The organism is Streptomyces sp. NBC_00094 (assembly GCF_026343125.1).
In the GTDB taxonomy this organism is placed as follows: Bacteria; Actinomycetota; Actinomycetes; order Streptomycetales; family Streptomycetaceae; genus Streptomyces.
The window spans coordinates 1,888,989-1,911,879 of record NZ_JAPEMB010000001.1; the positions used below are offsets into that span (position 1 = coordinate 1,888,989).

Sequence of the window (22,891 nt, forward strand, 5' to 3'; positions counted from 1 at the left end):
TCCTACGATGGGGCCCGTGCTGACCCCCCTCGCCTACATCGCCCAGCGCTGGACCCCGTCCCCCCGGACGCTCCGGCGCGCCGCGCTCTCCGCCGTCGTGATGAGCGTGTTCATCATCGTCACGGGCGGCGCGGTCCGGCTGACCGGTTCCGGTCTCGGCTGCGACACCTGGCCGAAGTGCACGGAAGACAGCCTCATCGTCACGCCCGAGCAGGGCTACCGCGGCCTGATCGAGTTCGGCAACCGGATGCTGACGTACGTCCTGTCGGCGGCCGTCGGCTGGGCGATCATCGCCGCCCGGTCCACCAAGCCGTGGCGCCGGAACCTCACCCGCTGGAGCTGGGCGCAGTTCTGGATCGTGATGAGCAACGCCGTCATCGGTGGCATCACGGTGTGGATGGGCCTCAACCCGTGGACGGTCGCCGGCCACTTCCTGGCCGCGAACGCGCTGCTCACGGTGGCCGTCATCACCTGGCAGCGGGCCGGCGAGGGCGACACCGCCCCCCGGCCGCGCGTGCCCCGACCGGTCCGCAAGCTGTCCTGGGCGATCACGATCACCTCGGGCCTGCTCATCGCCCTCGGCACCACGGTGACCGGCGCGGGCAAGCACGCCGGCGACAGCAGCGAGGTCCCGCGCATGCCGTGGGACTGGACGAACGCCGCCCATGTCCACGCCATCGCCGCCTGGGTCGTCTGCGCCCTGGCGCTCGCCATGTGGCTGGTGCTGCGCGTGGTGGACGCCCCGGACGACACCCGGGCCCGCGCCCGCGACCTGCTGATCGTGCTGCTGGCCCAGGGCGGGATCGGCTACGTGCAGTACTTCACCGGGGTCCCCGAGGTCCTGGTCGCCGTCCACATGCTCGGCTCCTCGCTGATGTGGATCGCGGTGCTGCGTCTGGCCCTGAGCATGCGCGAGCGCCCGGTGCCCACGGCGGAGATCCCGGCCCAGGCCGACCCGGAGCTCGCGGCGAAGGTCTGACCGGACCGGTCACACCGGACCCGTCACACCGGCTCGGTCAGGGCCTGTCCGGCGGACAGGCCTACCCGAGCCGGTAGACCCGCCGGGCGTTCCCCGCCGCGATCATCGTGGCGACGCGCTGCGCGTCCGAGTGGGACCAGGCGCCCTCCACGACCCACTCCCCCAGCACCCGGGTGAGCGCCGAGCGGAAGACGCCGGCGGCGACCACGTGGAGCTCGGGCAGCCCGTGCGCGCCGCTGGAGAACAGCAGCTTGCCGAAGGGCGCCAGCTCCAGGACCTCCGCGAGGACGGCCGCCGCACGGGCCCCGGTGTGGGCGAGGACCGGCCCGAGGTCCGCGTACACGTGCGGATGGACGCCGGTCAGGTACGCGGCGGCGCGGTGGTGCGGGTAGGCGTGCAGCAGGACGAGGTCGGCGCCCAGCCCCGCGGTGGCGGCGGCGAAGCCGGCGAGGACCGCCGGGTCCCGCTCCCCCGTGCGCAGCTGCAGCGGGCGCCCCGCGGTGACCGCGATCCAGAGGAGATGCCGCAGCAGGACGGGGTCGGTGAGCCGCCCGCCCGCAGAGCGTCCGGCGAGCCAGCGCCCCGCTGCTCCGCGTACCTCCCCGGGTCCCGGGGGTTCGGGCGCCGTCGCGAGCCCTCGGCGTACGCCCTCCACCGAGGTGAAGGCCACGGCGTGCGCGGCGGCTCCGTGGACGGCCTCGGCGAGGTTGGCGAGGAACGCGTCGACGGTCCCCGAGGTGTCGGCGACCTGTTCGGCGAGGGGTTCGAGGCGGACGATCTCGTGGGCCTCGGCGGCGCCGGCGGCGGCGATCTCGGCGGGCCGGGTCAGGTCGCCGGGGAGCCCGGTGTCGACCAGGTAGGTGGAGATCCCGGAGGCCCGCAGGAGCCGGCGGCCCGCCTCGGCGACGCCGAGTTCGCGGCGGCGGGCGAGGTAGCGGGCCGGCGGGCAGTGCGGTTCGAGGCCGAGGAGCGGCGGACACCAGCGGCGTACCGCGAAGCCGGTCTGCGTGTCGAAGAAGGTCGTGCCGGCGGCCGGCATCGCGGGGGGACCGCCGTGCCGGTCGCCGAGGTGCGCGCCGAGGTGGGTCTCGAAGGTGCCGAGGCCGAGTTCCGTACGGAGCACTCCGTGGCAGTACTGGTCCACCAGGTTCGGCGTGTCGATCATCTCGGGGGGCTCCCTGTGTGGACGTGTCTCCACACGTCCTAACGGGTGAGCCCCGCGCGAGGTTGTTGCCTCAGCTGTTGGAGGGGCCGCCGATCTGGATACCGGCCATCCGGGTCCACTCGTACGCGCCGGTGACGACCTTGGCGGCGAACTCGCCGTCGAACTCGTCGTGGAGCGTCAGGCCGGCCTTCTCGGCGGCCTGCTGCGCGATCGGGTACGTGGGGGCCACCAGGTCGCCCCAGCCGCCGTCCGTGCCGACGAGGACGATCCGGGTGCCCGCCTGGCCGATGTGGGCGAGCTGCCCCTCGGCGCCGCCGTGCTCCGCGGAGAACGCCCGGATCTGCTTCGCGAGCCTGGCCGCCCTGCGCTCTTCCTGCTTCGTTTCTGCCATGACAAGGATGCTACCGAGGGGTAGATCGACTGGCGACGGCCGGGCCACGTGGTCTATCCCACGTGACCCGGCCGTCGACCGTGCACATCATCTGAGCGCGTCGCCCGCGCGACAGGCCCTCAGCGGAGGAAGGGGTCCACCGCGACCGCCACGAAGAGCAGCGAGACGTAGGTGATGGACCAGTGGAAGAGGCGCATCTCCTTGAGCTTCGCGCCGGTCGCGCCCGCCTTCGCGCGGTTCAGCAGCCCGTGCGCCTCCCAGAGCCAGAAACCGCCGGTGAGCAGCGCGACGGCCGTGTAGAACCAGCCGGTGTAGCCGAGCGGGGTCAGCAGCAGCGAGACGGCGACCATCACCCAGCTGTAGGCGACGATCTGCTTGGCCACGACCTTGTTGGAGGCGAGGACCGGGAGCATCGGCACGCCCGCGCGCGCGTAGTCGTCCTTCACCTTCATCGACAGCGGCCAGTAGTGCGGCGGCGTCCAGAAGAAGATGACGAGGAAGAGGATGACCGCGGCCCACGACATCGAGTTGGTGACGGCCGACCAGCCGATGAGCACCGGCAGGCAGCCGGCGATGCCGCCCCAGACGATGTTCTGCGCGGTCCGCCGCTTCAGGATCATCGTGTAGACGACCACGTAGAAGAGCAGCGCACCGAGCGAGAGCGCCGCGGAGAGCCAGTTGACGAGGAGGCCGAACCAGAGCGTGGAGACCACGGCGAGGGTGAGGCCGAAGACGAGGCCCTCACGCGGGGTGAGGACCCCGGTCACCAGCGGGCGCTGGGAGGTGCGGTCCATCAGGGCGTCGATGTCGCGGTCGATGTACATGTTCAGCGCGTTGGCGCCGCCCGCCGACAGATAGCCGCCGAAGCAGGTGGCCAGGACCAGCCACAGGTTCGGAACGCCCTGCTCGGCGAGGAACATCACCGGAACGGTGGTGATGAGCAGCAGCTCGATGATCCGCGGCTTGGTCAGCGCCACGTATGCCTTGACGCGGGCCCCGAACGGCCGATGGCCCCCCGGGCTGGGAGTCAAGACGACCCCTGCGGGTCGGGACTCGACGGCCGTCACGCACACCCCTGACAGAGAAATTCCCAGCAAGCTCACCGAATGAAAACGGGGTGAAGCTTGCGCGTACCACGCCACTGTAGACGTTGCCCAGACGCTGATCTTCGCGGGGGTGGGGTCGTGTTGGAGGGGTGTGTCCCAAGGCGTGGACAGCGTTCGAGAGGCGAAGTCGCACGACCACCGGCACTCTTGGCCTGTCTGCTCATTTGAGGGGTCCACACGGGGAATGAGGGGGCTCTGGTGGGGCCTCCGGCGGGGGTAGGCTCGACACCGCCGGTACACCCTCAGTCACCGGCTTCAGAACATGTGGAGAGGAGCCCTGACTCAGGGTGAGCACTAAGCCGACCACCACAGACCTCGAGTGGACCGAATTGGACCAGCGGGCTGTCGACACCGCCCGCGTCCTGGCCGCGGACGCCGTACAGAAGGTCGGCAACGGCCATCCCGGTACGGCGATGAGCCTTGCGCCCGCCGCGTACACCCTCTTCCAGAAGGTGATGCGACACGACCCGGCCGACCCCGAGTGGGTCGGGCGCGACCGGTTCGTCCTCTCCGCGGGGCACTCGTCCCTGACCCTTTACACCCAGCTCTACCTGGGTGGCTTCGGTCTCGAACTGGACGACCTGAAGGCCTTCCGCACCTGGGGCTCGAAGACCCCGGGCCACCCGGAGTACGGCCACACCGCCGCCGTCGAGACGACCACCGGCCCGCTGGGCCAGGGTGTCGCCAACGCCGTGGGCATGGCGATGGCCGCCCGCTACGAGCGCGGTCTGTTCGACCCGGAGGCGGCCCCCGGCACCTCCCCGTTCGACCACCGGATCTACGCGATCGCCGGTGACGGCTGCCTCCAGGAGGGCATCTCCGCCGAGGCGTCCTCGCTCGCCGGCCACCAGAAGCTCGGCAACCTGATCCTGCTGTGGGACGACAACCACATCTCGATCGAGGGCGACACCGAGACGGCCGTGTCCGAGGACACGATGAAGCGGTACGAGGCGTACGGCTGGCACGTCCAGCGCGTCGAGCCGCAGGCCAACGGCGACCTGGACCCGGCCGCGCTGTACGCGGCGGTCAGGGCCGCCGAGGCCGAGACCGAGCGTCCGTCGTTCATCGCGATGCGCTCGATCATCGCCTGGCCCGCGCCGAACGCGCAGAACACCGAGGCCTCGCACGGCTCGGCGCTCGGCGACGAGGAGATCGCGGCGACCAAGCGCGTCCTGGGCTTCGACCCGGAGCAGACCTTCGAGGTCACCGACGAGGTCATCACGCACACCCGCTCGCTCGGCGACCGGGGCCGCGAGTCCCGCGCCGCGTGGGAGAAGTCCCTCGCGGAGTGGCGTACGGCCAACCCGGAGCGGGCGGCGGAGTTCGACCGCATCCAGGCGAACGAGCTGCCGGCCGGCTGGGAGGAGAAGCTCCCCGTCTTCGAGCCGGGCAAGGGTGTCGCCACCCGCGCGGCCTCGGGCCAGGTTCTCCAGGCGCTCGGCGCGGTCATCCCGGAGCTGTGGGGCGGCTCGGCCGACCTCGCCGGCTCGAACAACACGACGATCGACAAGAACTCGTCGTTCCTGCCCGAGGGCAACCCGCTGCCGGAGGCCGACCCGTACGGCCGCACGATCCACTTCGGCATCCGCGAGCACTCGATGGCCGCCGAGATGAACGGCATCGCGCTGCACGGCAACACCCGCGTCTACGGCGGCACCTTCCTGGTGTTCTCCGACTACATGCGCAACGCCGTGCGTCTGTCGGCCCTGATGCACCTCCCGGTGACGTACGTCTGGACGCACGACTCGATCGGTCTGGGCGAGGACGGCCCGACCCACCAGCCGGTGGAGCACCTCGCCTCGCTGCGCGCCATTCCGGGTCTGAACGTGGTCCGGCCGGCCGACGCCAACGAGACGGCGATCGCCTGGCGCGAGATCATGAAGCGGCACACCAAGGTCTTCGGCAAGGGCGCCCCGCACGGTCTCGCCCTCACCCGCCAGGGCGTGCCGACCTACGCGCCGAACGAGGACGCGGCCAAGGGCGGCTACGTGCTGTTCGACGCCGAGGGTGGCGATGCGCAGCTCGTGCTGATCGCGACCGGCTCCGAGGTGCACCTGGCCGTCGAGGCGCGCGAGCAGCTGCAGGCCGCCGGCGTCCCGACCCGGGTGGTCTCGGTGCCGTCCGTCGAGTGGTTCGAGGAGCAGGACCAGGCGTACAAGGACTCCGTCCTGCCGCCGTCGGTCAAGGCCCGGGTGGCGGTCGAGGCCGGCATCGGTCTCACCTGGCACCGGTACGTCGGGGACGCCGGCCGGATCGTCTCGCTGGAGCACTTCGGTGCCTCGGCGGACGCGAAGGTGCTCTTCCGCGAGTTCGGGTTCACGCCGGAGGCGATCGTCGCCGCCGCGCGGGAATCTCTCGCCGCCGCCGCGCGCTGACGCCCATACGTACGACTTAATGGAGATGCAACTCTCATGACAGACGCTCTCAAGCGCCTCTCCGACGAAGGCGTCGCGATCTGGCTGGACGATCTCTCGCGCAAGCGGATCACGTCCGGCAACCTGGCCGAGCTCATCGACCAGAGCCACGTGGTCGGTGTGACCACGAACCCGTCGATCTTCCAGAAGGCCATCTCCTCGGGTGACGGTTACGAGCAGCAGCTCGCCGACCTCGCCGCCCGGAAGGTGACCGTCGACGAGGCCATCCGCATGATCACGACGGCGGACGTCCGTGACGCCGCCGACATCCTGCGGCCGGTCTTCGAGGCGACCGACGGCCAGGACGGCCGGGTCTCCATCGAGGTCGACCCCCGTCTCGCCCACGAGACGGTCGCCACCGTCGCCGAGGCCAAGCAGCTGGCCTGGCTGGTGGACCGCCCCAACACGCTCATCAAGATCCCGGCCACCAAGGCGGGTCTGCCGGCGATCACCGAGGTCATCGGCCTCGGCATCAGCGTCAACGTGACGCTGATCTTCTCGCTGGAGCGCTACCGCGCGGTCATGGACGCCTACCTGGCGGGCCTGGAGAAGGCCCGCGAGCGCGGCCTCGACCTCGCGAAGATCCACTCGGTCGCGTCCTTCTTCGTGTCCCGCGTGGACTCGGAGATCGACAAGCGCCTGGACGGCATCGGCACCGACGAGGCCAAGGCCCTCAAGGGCAAGGCCGCCCTGGCCAACGCGCGTCTCGCCTACGAGGCGTACGAGGAGGTGTTCAGCGGCGAGCGCTGGGCCGCCCTCGACAAGGCGCAGGCCAACAAGCAGCGTCCGCTGTGGGCCTCGACGGGCGTCAAGGACCCGGCGTACAAGGACACGCTGTACGTCGTGGACCTGGTCGCCCCCGGCACGGTCAACACCATGCCGGAGGGCACCCTGGAGGCCACCGCCGACCACGGCGAGGTCACCGGTGACACCGTGCGCGGCACCTACGACCAGTCCCGCGCGGAGCTGGCGGCCATCGCGAAGCTGGGCATCAGCTACGACGAGGTCGTGCAGCTCCTGGAGGACGAGGGCGTCGAGAAGTTCGAGGCGTCCTGGAACGACCTGCTCAAGTCCACCGAGGCGGAGCTCTCGCGCCGCGTACCTGCGGAGGCGTAAGCACTTTGAGCGCAGTCGACGGAGCCAACCCGCTCCGTGACGCCGCCGACCGACGGCTCCCGCGTATCGCGGGGCCGTCGGGCCTGGTGATCTTCGGCGTCACGGGCGATTTGTCCCGTAAGAAGCTGATGCCCGCCGTCTACGACCTGGCCAACCGCGGCCTGCTGCCGCCGGGCTTCTCGCTCATCGGCTTCGCCCGCCGTGAGTGGCAGGACGAGGACTTCGCGCAGGAGGTCCACGAGGCCGTCAAGCAGCACGCGCGCACCCCGTTCCGCGAGGAGGTGTGGCAGCAGCTGATCCAGGGCATGCGGTTCGTCCAGGGCGACTTCGACGACGACGAGGCCTTCGAGCAGCTGAAGTCCACCGTCGAGGAGCTGGACAAGGCGCAGGGCACCGGCGGCAACTTCGCCTTCTACCTCTCGGTCCCGCCGAAGTTCTTCCCCAAGGTCGTCCAGCAGCTGAAGAAGCACGGGCTGGCCGACCAGAAGAACGGCTCGTGGCGCCGCGCGGTCATCGAGAAGCCCTTCGGGCACGACCTGGTCTCCGCCAAGGAGCTCAACGAGGTCGTCCACGAGGTCTTCCCGCCGCACGAGGTCTTCCGGATCGACCACTACCTCGGCAAGGAGACCGTCCAGAACATCCTGGCGCTCCGCTTCGCCAACACCCTCTTCGAGCCGATCTGGAACCGGTCGTACGTCGACCACGTCCAGATCACGATGGCCGAGGACATCGGCATCGGCGGCCGGGCCGGGTACTACGACGGCATCGGCGCCGCCCGTGACGTCATCCAGAACCACCTGCTCCAGCTGCTCGCGCTGACCGCGATGGAGGAGCCCGCCTCCTTCGACGCCGACGCGCTCGCCGCCGAGAAGACCAAGGTCCTCGGCGCGGTGAAGCTCCCCAAGGACCTGGGCAAGAGCACGGTCCGCGCCCAGTACGCGGCCGGGTGGCAGGGCGGCGAGAAGGCCGTCGGCTACCTCCAGGAAGAGGGCATCGACCCCCAGTCGAAGACGGACACGTACGCGGCCGTCAAGCTGGAGATCGACAACCGCCGCTGGGCGGGCGTCCCCTTCTACCTCCGTACGGGCAAGCGTCTGGGCCGCCGCGTCACCGAGATCGCGGTCGTCTTCCAGCGCGCCCCGCACTCCCCCTTCGACCACACCGCGACCGAGGAGCTCGGCCGCAACGCCATCGTGATCCGGGTCCAGCCGGACGAGGGCGTGACGGTGCGGTTCGGCTCCAAGGTGCCCGGCACCCAGATGGAGATCCGGGACGTGTCGATGGACTTCGCCTACGGCGAGTCCTTCACGGAGTCCAGCCCCGAGGCGTACGAGCGACTCATCCTCGACGTCCTTCTCGGCGACTCGAACCTCTTCCCGCGGGTCGAGGAGGTCGAGCTGTCCTGGAAGATCCTCGACCCGATCGAGCAGTTCTGGGACAAGCACGGCAAGCCCGCGCAGTACCAGTCCGGGACCTGGGGTCCGGTCGAGGCGGACGAGATGCTCGCACGAGACGGACGGAGCTGGCGCCGGCCATGAAGACCGACCTGACGGACACCACGTCATCCAAGATCAACAAGGCGCTGGTGCTCGGGCGGCGGGCGATCGGCACGCCGGCCGTCGGCATGGTGCTCACCCTCGTCATCGTCACCGACGAGGAGAACGCCTACGACGCGCTGAAGGCGGCAAACGAGGCGTCCCGCGAGCACCCCTCGCGGACCCTCGTCGTCATCAAGCGGGTCTCGCGCTCGCCGCGGGACCGCGCCAAGGCACGACTCGACGCCGAGGTCCGCCTCGGCGCCGACGCCAGCACCGGCGAAACGGTCGTCCTCCGCCTGTACGGCGAGGTCGTCGACCACGCCCAGTCGGTGGTGCTTCCGCTGCTCCTCCCGGACGCGCCCGTCGTCGTCTGGTGGCCGGTGAACGCGCCGACCGACCCGGCGAACGACCCGCTGGGCGCGCTCGCCCAGCGCCGGGTGACCGACACGTACGCCGCCGAGCAGCCCATCCAGGAGCTGACGGCGCGGGCGGACACGTACACCCCGGGCGACACGGACCTCTCGTGGACCCGGATCACCCCGTGGCGCTCGATGCTCGCCGCCGCGCTCGACCAGGTCGTGTGCGAGGTCACCTCGGCCGAGGTCGAGGGCGAGGAGTTCAACCCGAGCGTCGAGCTGCTCGCGATGTGGCTGGCCGACCGGCTGAAGGTGCCCGTGCGGCGCTCGAAGTCGACGGGGCCCGGTCTCACGTCCGTACGGATGGAGACCAGCTCCGGCCCGATCGTGCTCGACCGGCCGGACGGCTCGCTCGCCACGCTCTCCATCCAGGGGCAGCCGGACCGCGGTGTGGCGCTCAAGCGCCGTGACACGGCCGAGCTGATCGCGGAGGAGCTGCGCCGGCTCGACCCGGACGACACCTACGCGACGGCGCTCAAGTTCGGTCTCGACCGGCTCGACGAGGAGGCGGCGACCTTCGCTCCCGAGCCCGTCGCCGAGGCGGTCGTGGTCGTGGAGTCGGCCCCGGCCCCCGCGAAGCCCGCCGCGAAGAAGGCCCCGGCCAAGAAGGCGGCGGCCAAGTGAGCACCCCGCAGCTGGTCGTCCACCGCGACAAGGAGCTGATGGCGCAGGCCGCCGCGGCCCGGCTCATCACCCGGATCGTGGACGCCCAGGCCACCCGCGGCTCCGCCTCGATCGTGCTGACCGGCGGACGCAACGGCAACGGCCTGCTGGCGGCGCTCGGTTCGGCGCCCGCCCGGGACGCGGTCGACTGGTCGCGGCTCGACCTGTGGTGGGGCGACGAGCGGTACCTGCCCGAGGGCGACCCCGAGCGGAACGTCACCCAGGCCCGTGAGGCGCTGCTCGACCGGGTGCCTCTCGACCCGGCGCGGGTGCACGCGATGCCGGCCTCGGACGGGCCGTACGGCTCCGATGTCGACGCCGCCGCGGCCGCGTACGCCGAGGAGCTGGCCGCCGCGGCCGGTCCCGGCGACCACGGCGGGGTGCCGACCTTCGACGTGCTCATGCTGGGCGTCGGCCCGGACACGCACGTGGCCTCGCTCTTCCCGGAGCTGCCGGCGGTCCGCGAGACCGAGCGGACGGTGGTCGGGGTGCACGGCGCTCCCAAGCCGCCGCCGCTCCGGGTCTCGCTGACGCTTCCGGCGATCCGGGCAGCGAAGGAGGTCTGGCTGCTCGCGGCCGGTGAGGACAAGGCGAAGGCGGCGGCGATCGCGCTGTCCGGCGCGGGCGAGGTGCAGGCCCCGGCGGCGGGCGCCTACGGCCGCTCGCGCACGCTGTGGCTGCTCGACGCGGCGGCCGCCTCGGAGCTTCCGCGGAGCCTGTATCCGCCGGCTTCCGCCTGATTCCACGACCCGCACGCCCTTGAGGCCCGGTTCACTGCTCGGTGAACCGGGCCTCCGGCGTATGTACGGGCTCCAGGAAGGGAGCGAGGAGGTCCGGCACGGCCTCGGCCGCGAACGTCAGGCCCTGGCTCTCGCCGGCGTCGAGGATGTCGTACGCACCCTCGCCGGCCGCCGTCGTGGCGGTCAGCGTGAGGACACCGGCGCGGCGCTGGAAGTACGACTGCCTGACGGTCCAGCCGATGACACCGGAGCGCTGGAGGGCGACCGTGACGCGTCGGACCGTGCCTGATCGGGTCACCAGATAGGCGCCGCTGACGCCGTGTCCGAGACCGCGGTACGCGTCGAGGGCGAAGAGCACGGCGACCGGGGTGAGGACGACGGCGCACCCCGCCGCCACGTACAGCAGGACCGGGGTGAGGAGGAGACCGAGGGCCGTGAGGACGGCGACCGGGACGGCGACGGACCACAGGGCCCAGCGCAGCCGGCGGGTACGGGCGGCGCGCGGGTGGGCCGTCAGCGGCGCCCCGGTGGGCGGTGCCGGCTCGCGCAGGACCTGGGCGGCGACGCGGTCGGCGGTCTCCCGGGGGGCGGCAGGCAGCAGGGTCTTGAGGTCGGCGTGCTTGTCCCCGTCGTCCTTGGCGAGGCCGGTGGCGACGGCGTCGACGCGGGCGGCGCCGACCAGGCGCACCCCCAGTGGCTCGACGACCTCGATCCCGCGCAGCCGGCGCTCCTCGATGGAGACCGAGCGGGCGGTGAGGAGGCCGCGGCGGACGCGCAGGGTGCCGCCGGGCTCGCGCTCCAGGCGGTGGTTCCACCACATCTCGACCCAGAGGCCGAGGGCGCCGACGGCTCCGACGACGGTGGCGACGAGGACCAGGTCGACGATCATCCAGGTGACGGAGACGTCCCGGAAACGGTCCCCTATCCAGTCGATGACCTCTCCCTGGGCGCCGAACCACTCGCTGACCTGCATGACGGCTCCGGCCGCCGCGCCGCCGAGGGCCGGGGCGAGGAAGGAGACCGGGGCGTAGCGGATCCAGCGCGGGTCGACGGTGGCGAGGGTGCCCTCGTGCGGCAGGTCCTCGGGGCGGGTAGTCGTGCGGGCGAGGAGCTCGTGGCGCAGGCGCTCGCCCTCGGTGCGGGACACCAGGTCGAGTTCGAGTGTGGACTCGCTGCCGCCGGTGCTCTCGCCGGTGCCGATGCGGACCTTGACGAGGCCGAGGACCCGCTGGAGGGGGTTGGCGGTGAGGTCGACGCTGCGGATGCGCTCGCGGGCCAGGGAGCGGCGTTTGATCAGCAGGAGCCCGGTGTGGAGTTCGACCCTCTCGGGGCCGATCCGGTAACGGGTGCGGCGCCGGCGGACGTAGTCGACGGCCGTGCCGCCGAGGACGAGGAGGAACGCTCCGGCGAGGACCCAGGAGAGGGCCTGCCACAGCGGCCTGGATCCGGCGAGGCCGAGCGTCGTGGGCAGGCCGGCGCCGCCGGCCACGCCGCACAGGACGGCAGCGGTGGCCAGGAGCATGCGCCGGTCGAGGCGCCGCCACTCCTCGACGGGGCGTTCCTCCCGGTCCTCGGCCGGCACGTCTCCGGCGGACACGTCCCCGGCGGGCACGTCCCCGCTCATGTGGCGTCCCCGGGGGTGGCCTGGGTGAGGGCCGTGAGCCGCTCACCGAGCTCGGCGGCGACCTCGTGGTCGAGGCCCTCGATCCGGAGCGCACCCTTCGAGGAGGCGGTGGTCACCGTGACGGTGCCGAGCCTGAAGAGCTGCTCCAGCGGGCCGCGTACGGTGTCGACGGTCTGGATCCGGGACATCGGGGCGATCCGCCACTCCTGCCAGAGGGCCCCGGTGCGGACGTAGACGGCCTCGTCGGTGACCTCCCAGCGGTGCACCCGGAACCACCAGACGGGGAAGAACGCGGTGCAGGCGAGGCCCAGGACCGCCACGGCCCCGGCCGCGATCAGCAGCCAGGACCGGGCGGGCCCGATGAGCGCGCCGAGGACGGCGAGGACCACGACCGGCACGGCGGTGGTCACCAGGAGCCGGCTCCGCCACCAGGCGACGGCCCGCTCGTCCACGGCGTTCCTCGGCGGCCGCAGCCGCACCGCGTTCTCCCCCGTCATGCGATCAGCCCCGGTCGCGCAGGGCGCGGTAGGCCGAGACGAGCCCGGCGGTCGAGCTGTCGAGCTGCTCGCCGCCCGCGCCGTCCGTCAGGACCGGCTCGATCTTCTTGGCGAGGACCTTGCCGAGCTCGACGCCCCACTGGTCGAAGGAGTCGATGTTCCAGACCGCGCCCTGGACGAAGACCTTGTGCTCGTAGAGCGCGATCAGCTGGCCGAGGACGGACGGGGTGAGCGCGTCGGCCAGGATCGTGGTGGTCGGGTGGTTGCCCTGGAACGTCTTGTGCGGGACGAGCTCCTCGGCGACTCCCTCGGCCCGCACCTCCTCGGGTGTCTTACCGAAGGCGAGCGCCTGGGTCTGGGCGAAGAAGTTCGCCATGAGCAGGTCGTGCTGGGCGACGAGGCCGGGAAGCAGGTCGTCGACGGGTCGGCCGAAGCCGATGAAGTCGGCCGGGATGACCTTGGTGCCCTGGTGGATCAACTGGTAGTAGGCGTGCTGCCCGTTGGTGCCGGGGGTGCCCCAGACGACGGGGCCGGTCTGCCAGTCGACCGGGTTGCCCTCGCGGTCCACCGACTTGCCGTTGGACTCCATGTCGAGCTGCTGGAGGTAGGCGGTGAACTTGGACAGGTAGTGGGAGTACGGCAGCACGGCGTGCGACTGGGCGTCGAAGAACGCGCCGTACCAGACGCCGAGGAGGCCGAGCAGCAGCGGCGCGTTCTCCTCGGGCGAGGCGGTGCGGAAGTGCTCGTCGACGAGGTGGAAGCCGTCGAGCATCTCGCGGAAGCGCTCCGGACCGATGGCGATCATCAGGGAGAGACCGATGGCGGAGTCGAAGGAGTAGCGGCCGCCGACCCAGTCCCAGAACTCGAACATGTTCGTGGTGTCGATGCCGAACTCCGCGACCTTCTCGGCGTTGGTCGAGAGGGCCACGAAGTGGCGGGCGACGGCCTCCTGGCCGGCGCCGAGGCCGGTGAGGAGCCAGTCGCGGGCGGAGGTGGCGTTGGTGATCGTCTCGATGGTGGTGAACGTCTTCGAGGCGACGATGAAGAGCGTCTCGGCCGGGTCGAGGTCGCGGACGGCCTCGTGGAGGTCGGCACCGTCGACGTTGGAGACGAAACGGAGCGTCAGGTCCCGCTGGGTGAAGGCGCGCAGGACCTCGTAGGCCATGGCGGGGCCGAGGTCGGAGCCGCCGATGCCGATGTTCACGATGTTCTTGACCGGCTTGCCGGTGTGGCCGTTCCACTCGCCGGCGCGGACCGTGTCGGCGAAGGTGCCCATCCGGTCGAGGACGGCGTGGACACCGGGGACGACGTTCTCCCCGTCGACCTCGACCACGGCCTCGCGGGGGGCGCGCAGTGCGGTGTGGAGGACCGCGCGGTCCTCGGTGGTGTTGATCTTCTCGCCGCGGAACATGGCGTCGCGCAGCTCGGCCACGCCGGTGGCGGCGGCGAGTTCGCGCAGCAGGGTCAGCGTCTCGTCGGTGACGAGGTGCTTGGAGTAGTCCAGGTAGAGGTCGCCGACCCGCAGGGTGTGGTCGGTGCCGCGCGCCGGGTCCGCTGCGAAGAGCTCGCGCAGGTGGGTCTCGCCCAGCTGCTCACGGTGCTTGCCGAGAGCCGCCCACTCGGGCAGCCTGTTCAGCCTGGTGCGGCCTGCGTTGTTCATCTCGGACATCGCCCACTTCTTCTCGTATGTCTGCCCCGCTGCCCCTCCAACCTAATTGATCAGAGGAGCCAGCGATGCGACGGCGAGCGCGAACAGCGCCGCCGCGAGGAGGGCGGGTGTGTGCGGTCCCCAGCCGGCGGCCGCGGCGCCGCCGAGGAGGGCCCCGAGTGGTGCGCCCGCGACGGCGAGGGTACGGAAGGCCGCGGCGACGCGACCGAGCATCCCCTCGGGGGCGCGCTCCTGCATGAGGGTCGTCTGGTTGACGTTCCACACCGTCCCCATGAGGCCGAACACCGCCATCGCGGCGATCGACACCGCGAGGACGGGGACGGCTCCCATGAGGAGCAGACAGCCGGTCTGGACCGCCCCGGCGAGGAACACCGCGCGTATCCGCCCGGTCCGCTCGGCGACGCGGCGGGCGAGGAAGCCGCCGGCGACGCCTCCCACCGCGTAGGCGGTGATGGTGGCCGCGTAGGCCGCGTTTCCGGCGCCTCCCGCCCGGAGACCGTCCGTCACGTGGATGACGAGGGTGGCGATGAGGGCGCCCATGCCGATGTTGCAGAGGGTCGTGGCGGTGCAGAGCCATCGCAGGGTCCGGTCCCGCCGGAGGGTGGCGAGCCCTTCGGCCATCTCCCTGCGGAGGGTGGATCCGGCGGGGCGGGGCGGCCGCTCGGGGGCCCCGGTCCGCAGGGAGGCGATGAGGAGCGCGGCCAGGGCGTAGGTGGCGGCGTCCGCCACGTACGGCACGGCGTCCCCGGCGAGGAGCAGGGCGGGCACCAGGGGTGCGGCGAGGAGGCCTCCGGCGAACTGCTGGCCGGTCATCAGACGGGCGTTGGCCGCGGCCAGGGCCTCGGTGGGGACGAGGGCGGGGAGGAGCGCGGTGGCCGCGTTGTCGAAGAGGGTCTGCAGGGTGGTGAGGGCGAAGGCGAGGACGAGCAGCAGGGCGATCGTGGCGTGCCCGAGCACGACGGCGAGGGCGAACGCGGCCATGAGCGCGCCACGGGCGAGGTCGACGGCCCACATGGCCCGCCGCTGGTCGACCCGGTCGGCGACGGCTCCGCCGAGGAGTCCGAAGAGCAGCCAGGGCAGGAAGCCGCAGGCGGTGACGGAGGCGATGAGGAGGGGATCGTCGGTGAGCGAGGCGGCGAGCAGCGGCAGGGCGGCCGTACGCAGCGAGTCACCGAACCGGGAGACGACGGCGGCCGTCCAGAGCCGTCCGAAGCCGCCGCGCCACTCGGGTACGGCACCCGCCCCCACTGTTTCCGTCGCCGTCACGGCGCCCCCCTGCGTCGGTGATCCCTGCTCGACCGACCGTAGAGGACGCCACTGACAACGCCGGTCCGACAGCCGTTCGACGGGTCATCCGTCCCCACGACGACGGCCACATGGCGACGACCGCCCGACGACGGCCATGCGGAGACGGCGAACGGGCTTTGTCCGCGAACCTCGTTCGCAGGCAAAGCCCGTTCGTCATCTCGTCACACCATGCGCTCAGATCTCGCCGCGCAGTTTGGCCAGCGCCTCGGCGAGGATCGCCTCACCGTCCGCGTCGCTGCGCCGCTCCCGCACATAGGCGAGGTGGGTCTTGTACGGCTCCGTGCGCGGCGGGTCCGGCGGGTTGTCCCGATCCTGACCGGCCGGGAAGCCGCAGCGCGGGCAGTCCCAGGTCTCCGGGACCGCCGCCTCGCTGGCGAAGCTCGGCTGCGTCTCGTGCCCGTTCGAGCACCAGAAGGAGATGCGGGCGCGCGGCGCCGATTCGCCCCGCTCGGCCTCGCCCATCGGCCCCGCTCCGACCCGGCTTCCCCGGATCGCGTTGCCACTTGCCACGGTCGTAACTCCCTGCGTGATGGTGCTCGAAGATGCCCCAGTCTACGTAAGGCCCAACGCGCGTCCAGTGTTCGGAGTTACCCGTCCAACTTCATCAGCAGACCAAGTACCACAATGCAGGCGAACCAGAGCAGACCGACCACAACCGTGATCCGGTCCAGGTTGCGCTCGGCGACCGAGGAGCCACCGACGGACGACTGCATGCCGCCACCGAACATGTCGGAGAGACCGCCGCCCTTTCCCTTGTGCATCAGTACGAGCAGCATGAGCAGCCCGCTGAAGACGAGCAGGGCGATCGAGAACCCCATAACCACGGCTGGACCAACTTCCTCGGACTTATACGGACGGGGGCCGGGCACCTGCCCGACCCCCGCTAGGGTACGACGTAACTCCGCTACCGCATACTCACTGGTCGCGGAAGCGCACGATCTTGACGAACTCGTCGGCGTCCAGCGCCGCGCCGCCCACCAGGGCGCCGTCGACGTCCGGCTGCGCCATGATCGCGGCCACGTTTCCGGCCTTCACCGAGCCGCCGTACTGGATGCGGACCTTGTCGGCCAGCTCCTGCGAGTACAGCTCCGCGAGACGGCCGCGGATCGCCCCGCAGACCTCCTGCGCGTCCTCGGGGGTGGCGACCTCGCCGGTGCCGATGGCCCACACCGGCTCGTACGCGATCACGATCGTCTCGGCCTGCTCGGCCGGGACGTCCTTCAGGCCGCCGTCGAGCTGGGCGAGCGTGTACTCGACCTGCTGACCGGCCTTGCGGATGTCCAGGCCCTCGCCCACGCAGAGGATCGGGGTCACGCCGTGCCGGAAGGCGGCCTTCACCTTGGCGTTGCAGACCTCGTCGTTCTCGGCGTGGTACTGACGGCGCTCGGAGTGGCCGACGGCCACGTAGGCGCTCTTGAACTTGGACAGCATCAGGCCCGAGATCTCACCGGTGTAGGCACCGGAGTCGTGCTCCGAGATGTCCTGCGCGCCGTACTTGATCTTGAGCTTGTCGCCGTCGACCAGGGTCTGGACGGACCGCAGGTCGGTGAAGGGGACCAGGACCGCGACCTCACAGGCGTCGTAGTCCTTGTCGGTCAGGGCGAAGGCAAGCTTCTGGACGTGGGCGATGGCCTCAAGGTGGTTGAGGTTCATCTTCCAGTTGCCCGCCATCAGCGGGGTACGAGTACTCATGGAAAGGTCAGTCCTCCAGTGCGGCGAGGCCGGGAAGCGTCTTGCCCTCGAGGTACTCGAGGGAGGCGCCGCCGCCGGTCGAAATGTGGCCGAATGCCTTCTCGTCGAAGCCCAGGATGCGCACGGCGGCGGCGGAGTCGCCACCACCGACCACCGTGAAGGCCGAGGAGTCGACGAGCGCCTGGGCGACGGCCCGGGTGCCCTCGGCGTAGTCGGGGTGCTCGAAGACGCCCATCGGGCCGTTCCAGAAGACGGTGGCCGCGTCGGCGAGCTTCGAGGCGTAGAGCTTACGGGTCTCGGGACCGATGTCCAGACCCATCCGGTCGGCCGGGACGGCGTCCGCGGCGACCGTTCCCGGGTGGGCCGGGGCCTTGGTCTTCATGTCCGGGAACTCGGACGAGACCAGCACGTCGACGGGGAGCACGAACTCCACGCCTCGCTCCTTCGCGCGCGCCAGGTACTCCTGGACCACCGGGATCTGGTCCTCCTGGAGCAACGAGGTGCCGACCTCGTGGCCCTGGGCCTTGAGGAAGGTGAAGACCATGCCGCCGCCGACGAGGATGCGGTCGGCCTTCTCCAGGAGGTGGTCGATCACGCCGAGCTTGTCGGAGACCTTGGAACCGCCGAGCACGACCACGTACGGCCGCCGGACGTCGTCCGTGAGCTTCCTCAGGACGCCGACCTCGGTGGCGATGAGGTAGCCCGCGGAGTGCGGAAGGCGCGCCGGAAGGTCGAAGACCGAGGCGTGCTTGCGGTGCACGGCGCCGAAGCCGTCGCCGACGTAGACGTCGGCGAGCGCGGCGAGCAGGTCCGCGAAGGCGCCGCGCTCGGCGTCGTCCTTCGAGGTCTCGCCGGCGTTGAACCGGAGGTTCTCGATCACGGCGACCTGGCCGTCGGCGAGGCCGGCGACGGTGGCGGTGGCGGACTCGCCGACCGTGTCGGTCGCGAACGCCACCTCGGCACCGAGCAGTTCGCCGAGGCGCGCGGCGGCCGGGGCGAGCGAGAACGCCGGGTCCGGGGCGCCCTTGGGGCGGCCCAGGTGCGAGGCGACCACGACGCGGGCGCCGGCATCGGCGAGCGCCTTCACCGTGGGGACGACGGCGCGGATGCGGCCGTCGTCGGTGATGGTCGTGCCGTCGAGGGGCACGTTGAGGTCGGCGCGGACGAACACGCGCTTGCCTTCGACGCCCTCTTGGAGAAGCTCGTCGATCGTCTTCATCTGTTAACTGACTCCTTGGTACGCGGTGGAGCACACAAACAGGGCTCGTACAGCGCGGCATTGCGCTGCCCGAGCCCTGCTCACATCGAAAGCCTGCCCTGAAGTTTAGAGCTGGCCGCCGACGAAGACGGTGAGGTCGACGAGACGGTTGGAGTAACCCCACTCGTTGTCGTACCAACCCAGGATCTTCACCGTGTTGCCTTCCTGGACCATGGTCAGGGAGGCGTCGAAGGTGCAGGAGGCCGGGTCGCCCACGATGTCCGAGGACACGATCTGGTCCTCGGTGTAGTACAGGATGCCCTTGAGGTCGCCGTCGTCGGCGGCCTTCTTGAACGCGGCGTTGACCTCGTCCTTGGTGACCTCGCGGTCCAGGGTCACGACCAGGTCGGTGGCGGAACCGGTCGGGACCGGGACGCGCATCGCGATGCCGTCGAGCTTGCCCTTGAGCTGCGGGAGGACCAGGGCGGTGGCCTTGGCGGCACCCGTCGTGGTCGGGATGATGTTCTCCGCGGCGGCGCGGGCGCGGCGCAGGTCGGAGTGCGGGAAGTCCAGGATGCGCTGGTCGTTGGTGTACGCGTGGACCGTGGTCATCAGGCCCTTGACGATGCCGAAGTTCTCGTCGAGAACCTTGGCCATCGGCGCCACACAGTTGGTCGTGCAGGACGCGTTCGAGATGACGTGGTGCTGCGCCGCGTCGTACTTGTCCTGGTTGACGCCCATCACGATGGTGATGTCCTCGTCCTTGGCCGGAGCCGAGATGAGGACCTTCTTGGCGCCGCCGGCGATGTGCTTCGCGGCGTCGGCCTTCTTGGTGAAGATGCCGGTCGACTCGATGACGATGTCGACGCCGAGCTCGCCCCAGGGGATGTCGGCCGGGTTGCGCTCGGAGAGCACCTTGATGGTGCGGCCGTCGACGGTGATGGTGTCGGCGGTGTGGGTGACCTCGGCCTTGAGGCGTCCCAGGATGGTGTCGTACTTCAGAAGGTGCGCGGTGGTCGCGGTGTCACCCAGGTCGTTGACAGCCACGATCTCGATGTCAGCACCCTGTTCAAGGAGCGCGCGGAAGTAGTTCCGGCCGATGCGGCCAAAGCCGTTGATGCCTACGCGGATCGTCACGAACCGATCTCCTCGTTAGGTACGCCGGTGCGTTCGACGCCGGCGAGATTTTTGTTTTTAGGGATGTCCCCGACCGCTTACGACCCTACCTCTCCAGGACCCACTGAGTGACATCGACCGCAACCGTACGAGCCCGGAAAGTGAGGGAAAACGGCTGACGGCCCGTACCTACCAACGGGTACGGGCCGTCCTGGGACCTTTGTCCCCACTACTCTCCGTCAGCTCCGGAGCACCGCGAGGGCGCGCCCGAGGAGCCGTCCCCGCTCGGTCGCGCCGGGTACGTGCTCCAGGCCGTAGCCGAGGAGGACGGTGTCCCGTGTGGTGACCGCGGCCTGCGAGTGGAAGAGCGCGGGGGAGCGCTTCCAGTCCGTGGCGTTGCCGGGGCTGCCGGCCGGCGGGCCCGGTACGGACCACGCGCCGAGGTCGGTCTCGAAGCCCTCCGCCTCGGTGGTGGAGCCGATGACGAGCCGGGTGTCGTCGACGAAGGCGCCCGTCTCTCCCGAGCCGGGGTCGGAGACGTACGAGATCGAGAGCTCGACCTGCTTGCCCGCCCACGCGCTCAGGTCGACGGAGGCCTGCCGCCAGCCGTTGGAGGGGCCGGTGAAGGCGTTCCAGGAGCCGGTGGTGCCGGTGGCGGCGCAGCTCTCCTCGCCGACGGTGAGGTAGTGGGAGAGGAAGGGGTGGCCGCGGACGTAGTAGCCCTCGCCGCAGTCGGCCGGGGGTGCGGTGGAGGTGCCGCCGTTGAGGTCGGGGAGCGTCGTCCAGTCGTCCTGGCCGACGGTGTGGGCCTCGACGACGACGTTGTCGTAGCCGGGCTCGGTGTCGTAGCTGATCCGGAAGTCGAGGCGCGGGGCTGCCGCGGCGCCGACGCCGGTGAGGTCGACGGTCCTGCCGATCCGGGCCCAGGTGTCGTCGGCGTGCCTGACGGCCGCGAAGGTCGCGCCCTCGGCGGGCTCGAAGGGGGTGCGGATGCCGGGGTAGTCACCGGCGGAGGAGCTGCTCGCGAACTGCGGGAACTCCCCCGGCTTCAGGGTGTCCGAGGTGACGGTGTACGCGCCGGCGTTGTCGAGCGGGTTGTCGGCGGCGCCGCCGAGGGTCGCCCCGACGCCCGCGAAGGCACCGCTGCCGGCGAAGGCGGGCGGCTGCCCGAGGGCGGCCCGGTGGTAGGCGCCGAGGTAGTACTGGGCGAAGTCGTTGGTCTCGGCGCGGCCGACCTCGGTGAGTCCGCCGGACTTCTCGCCGGCGTTGATCAGCTTGCCGCCCTCGTTGAGGTAGGCGCGGACGGCGAGCTGGGTGTCCCCGGAGGGCCGCTCGGCGCCGGTGTACCAGACGACGGTACGGAAGTGGGAGAGCACGCCGAGCGCGTCCGGGGTGCCCTGGGTGGCGACGTCCCAGACGGCTGCGGAGCGGCCGTTGTCGGCGAGCGCCTTCACGTACGCGGCGGTGTGCCGTGCCGCGGTGGTGCCGCCCTCGTCGGCGAGGACGAGTACGTCGCCGCGGGGGCGCTCGGCGACGGTGTAGGTGAACGGGGCGGAGGCGGTGGCCCTGCCCTCGCGGGTGCGGGCGGTGAACCGGACCTCGACGGTGTCGCCGGGCCGGGCGCCCTCGACCTCCGCGCGGTACTCGTCGAAGTAGAGGTTGTCGTCCCCGCCGAAGGTCTCGCCGCCCTTCCAGGCGTCGAGCTCCTCGCGGTGGGTGCGGCCGCCGTTGATCCGGTACGTGAGGGTCTTGTCGCGCAGGGACTTGCGCGCGATGACGGCGACCTCCTGCTCGCCGCCGCGGGCGTAGGAGGTGGGGAAGGCGGCCGGGGTGAAGTCGGGGGCCTCGGTGCCGACCGGGGAGACGGGCCGGTCGGGGCGGGCGGCGCTCTCGGCGACGGCGAGCGCGAACGGGATGTTCTTGGCGAACTCGGCCTGGATCAGCTTCTCGTCGTCCGGGAAGGTGAAGACGGAGGCGCAGTCGCCCGGGTTCCAGGCGTCGTTCGGGTCGACCCGGGAGGCGGTGGAGCAGGTCGACATCTCCGGGGTGAACATCTGCATCCCGTTGACGTTGGCGGCGTGTCCGTCGGCCTCGCCGTTGGTGATGTACAGCTCCGAGGAGACCTGCGGCCGGTAGCCGGGCACGGCGGACTTCTGCGGGGTTCCGGCGAGCGCCTTGAGGGCGACGTCGTCGGGGGTGTCGGTGGCGACCTGCCAGCCGACGCCGTACAGCAGGAGCTGGGCGGCCGAGTGGTAGTTGATGCCGTACGAGAAGCCGATCCGCTTCTGGAAGGCGTCCAGGGCCTTGGTCTCGGGCTCCGACATGGGGCCGGTGCCGCGGAAGGTCTCGTCGGCCGGGTCGGGGGACGAGCCCTCGTTGTCGTAGCCCCACTTGTAGGCGAAGTTGCGGTTGAGGTCGACGCCGTCGCCCGGCGCGATCCGCCCGTCGCCGTCGTTGTCGCGGAGGTTCTTGCGCCACTGCCGGTTGTCGGGGTCGGCGTGGGTGAAGTCGTAGCCGTCCGGGTTGGCGGAGAGCACGAACCACAGCTCGGTGGAGTCGACGATCCGGGTGATCCGCTCGTCCTTGCCGTAGCCGTCGAGGTAGTGGTGGAGCAGCCGCCGGGTCATCTCGGGGGTGATCCACTCGCGCGCGTGCTGGTTGGACAGGTACAGCGTGGCGGGCTTCGAGCCGTCCTTGACGCGGCCTGCGCCCTTGCTGACCTTGAGGGCGAGGATGTCCTGGCCCTTGAGGGTCTTGCCGATCGAGACGACCTTGGTGATCCCGGGATGGGCCCGGGCGGTGTCGAGGAGCTCCTGCTTGAGGCCGTCCGGGCCGCCGTACGGGCGGAAGACGCCGTCCCCCGCCGCCGCGACCCGCTGCTCGGCCCGCTCGGTCAGGGTGTGCCGGGAGAGTGTGACGCCCTGGCCGCGCAGTCGCCCGGCCTGCCGGTCGGTGAGGAAGAGCTCGACCGTCGCGGAGCCCTCGTCGGGCACCTGCTCGGTCATCTCGTGGGCGTCGGCCCCGGCGTCGAGGAGCAGCGGAACCTGCTCCTCGGTGACCTGGGCGCGCCATACGGAGAGGGCGTCGCCGCCGTCCCGGTCCGCGGGCTGTGCTCCGGCGACGGGTGCCGCCGCCACTCCCGCGATCAGCAGTGAAGCCGCGGCGAGGATCGATCTCGCTCTGCGTCCCATGAGCCCCCCTTGCTGTTGCCTGCCACGAAGGTGAACAGACGCCAGGCTCATGGGCGTCCATGGGCCTG

At 71.1% G+C, this 22,891-nt stretch carries 19 protein-coding genes; 6 read left to right on the forward strand and 13 right to left on the reverse strand.

The window, feature by feature from the left end; all coding sequences use genetic code 11:
- Positions 1–7: 7 nt before the first annotated feature.
- The gene (locus OG580_RS08165; protein WP_267042964.1) at positions 8–979 is read left to right on the forward strand and encodes a heme A synthase; all 972 of its coding nucleotides are present in this window, start codon (positions 8–10) and stop codon (positions 977–979) included.
- A 61-nt stretch (positions 980–1,040) separates the two neighbouring features.
- Here the strand turns inward: OG580_RS08165 and OG580_RS08170 are convergent, their stop codons facing one another.
- From OG580_RS08170 to OG580_RS08180, 3 genes are all read right to left on the reverse strand, one after another.
- A complete protein-coding gene (locus tag OG580_RS08170; protein ID WP_267042965.1) occupies positions 1,041–2,144 on the reverse strand; it encodes an amidohydrolase in 1,104 nt (367 codons plus the stop codon).
- Positions 2,145–2,214: 70 nt separating this feature from the next.
- Complete coding sequence (locus OG580_RS08175) at positions 2,215–2,535, reverse strand: hypothetical protein (RefSeq protein ID WP_267042966.1); 321 nt, start codon at positions 2,533–2,535, stop codon at positions 2,215–2,217.
- Positions 2,536–2,654: 119 nt separating this feature from the next.
- Positions 2,655–3,602 (reverse strand): heme o synthase, encoded by a 948-nt coding sequence (locus OG580_RS08180; protein ID WP_267042967.1) that lies wholly within the window; start codon positions 3,600–3,602, stop codon positions 2,655–2,657.
- Positions 3,603–3,928: 326 nt separating this feature from the next.
- Here OG580_RS08180 and tkt point away from each other — a divergent pair, with 326 nt between their 5' ends.
- Genes tkt through pgl form a run of 5 tightly spaced genes read left to right on the forward strand, consistent with a single transcriptional unit; the run spans position 3,929 to position 10,528 of the window.
- Positions 3,929–6,016 (forward strand): transketolase, encoded by a 2,088-nt coding sequence (gene tkt / locus OG580_RS08185; protein ID WP_267042968.1) that lies wholly within the window; start codon positions 3,929–3,931, stop codon positions 6,014–6,016.
- A gap of 36 nt (positions 6,017–6,052) precedes the next feature.
- Complete coding sequence (tal, locus tag OG580_RS08190; protein WP_267042969.1) at positions 6,053–7,171, forward strand: transaldolase; 1,119 nt, start codon at positions 6,053–6,055, stop codon at positions 7,169–7,171.
- Positions 7,172–7,176: 5 nt separating this feature from the next.
- Complete coding sequence (zwf, locus tag OG580_RS08195; RefSeq protein ID WP_267042970.1) at positions 7,177–8,709, forward strand: glucose-6-phosphate dehydrogenase; 1,533 nt, start codon at positions 7,177–7,179, stop codon at positions 8,707–8,709.
- On the forward strand, positions 8,706–9,749 hold the full coding sequence (gene opcA / locus OG580_RS08200) for a glucose-6-phosphate dehydrogenase assembly protein OpcA (RefSeq protein WP_267042971.1): 1,044 nt from the start codon (positions 8,706–8,708) through the stop codon (positions 9,747–9,749). Before zwf ends, opcA begins: the two co-directional genes overlap by 4 nt.
- Positions 9,746–10,528, forward strand: a complete 783-nt coding sequence (gene pgl, locus OG580_RS08205) for a 6-phosphogluconolactonase (RefSeq protein ID WP_267042972.1) — start codon at positions 9,746–9,748, stop codon at positions 10,526–10,528. Before opcA ends, pgl begins: the two co-directional genes overlap by 4 nt.
- Before the next feature lie 31 nt (positions 10,529–10,559).
- Here pgl and OG580_RS08210 read toward each other — a convergent pair whose 3' ends face one another.
- From OG580_RS08210 to OG580_RS08255, 10 genes are all read right to left on the reverse strand, one after another.
- Positions 10,560–12,050, reverse strand: coding sequence for a PH domain-containing protein (locus tag OG580_RS08210; protein ID WP_267047937.1), 1,491 nt, complete (start codon positions 12,048–12,050; stop codon positions 10,560–10,562).
- Between the two features lie 98 nt (positions 12,051–12,148).
- On the reverse strand, positions 12,149–12,649 hold the full coding sequence (locus OG580_RS08215; RefSeq protein ID WP_267042973.1) for a PH domain-containing protein: 501 nt from the start codon (positions 12,647–12,649) through the stop codon (positions 12,149–12,151).
- Between the two features lie 4 nt (positions 12,650–12,653).
- A complete protein-coding gene (pgi, locus tag OG580_RS08220; RefSeq protein WP_267047938.1) occupies positions 12,654–14,309 on the reverse strand; it encodes a glucose-6-phosphate isomerase in 1,656 nt (551 codons plus the stop codon).
- Positions 14,310–14,360: 51 nt separating this feature from the next.
- Positions 14,361–15,584, reverse strand: a complete 1,224-nt coding sequence (locus OG580_RS08225; RefSeq protein ID WP_267042974.1) for an MFS transporter — start codon at positions 15,582–15,584, stop codon at positions 14,361–14,363.
- Between the two features lie 216 nt (positions 15,585–15,800).
- Positions 15,801–16,136, reverse strand: coding sequence for an RNA polymerase-binding protein RbpA (locus tag OG580_RS08230; RefSeq protein WP_079044832.1), 336 nt, complete (start codon positions 16,134–16,136; stop codon positions 15,801–15,803).
- Positions 16,137–16,213: 77 nt separating this feature from the next.
- A complete protein-coding gene (gene secG, locus OG580_RS08235; RefSeq protein ID WP_024758014.1) occupies positions 16,214–16,444 on the reverse strand; it encodes a preprotein translocase subunit SecG in 231 nt (76 codons plus the stop codon).
- Between the two features lie 97 nt (positions 16,445–16,541).
- Complete coding sequence (gene tpiA, locus OG580_RS08240; protein WP_267042975.1) at positions 16,542–17,318, reverse strand: triose-phosphate isomerase; 777 nt, start codon at positions 17,316–17,318, stop codon at positions 16,542–16,544.
- A gap of 7 nt (positions 17,319–17,325) precedes the next feature.
- On the reverse strand, positions 17,326–18,537 hold the full coding sequence (gene pgk / locus OG580_RS08245; RefSeq protein WP_267042976.1) for a phosphoglycerate kinase: 1,212 nt from the start codon (positions 18,535–18,537) through the stop codon (positions 17,326–17,328).
- Between the two features lie 105 nt (positions 18,538–18,642).
- A complete protein-coding gene (gap, locus tag OG580_RS08250) occupies positions 18,643–19,653 on the reverse strand; it encodes a type I glyceraldehyde-3-phosphate dehydrogenase (protein ID WP_267042977.1) in 1,011 nt (336 codons plus the stop codon).
- A 218-nt stretch (positions 19,654–19,871) separates the two neighbouring features.
- Positions 19,872–22,823, reverse strand: coding sequence for a M14 family metallopeptidase (locus tag OG580_RS08255; protein WP_267042978.1), 2,952 nt, complete (start codon positions 22,821–22,823; stop codon positions 19,872–19,874).
- Positions 22,824–22,891: the final 68 nt, after the last annotated feature.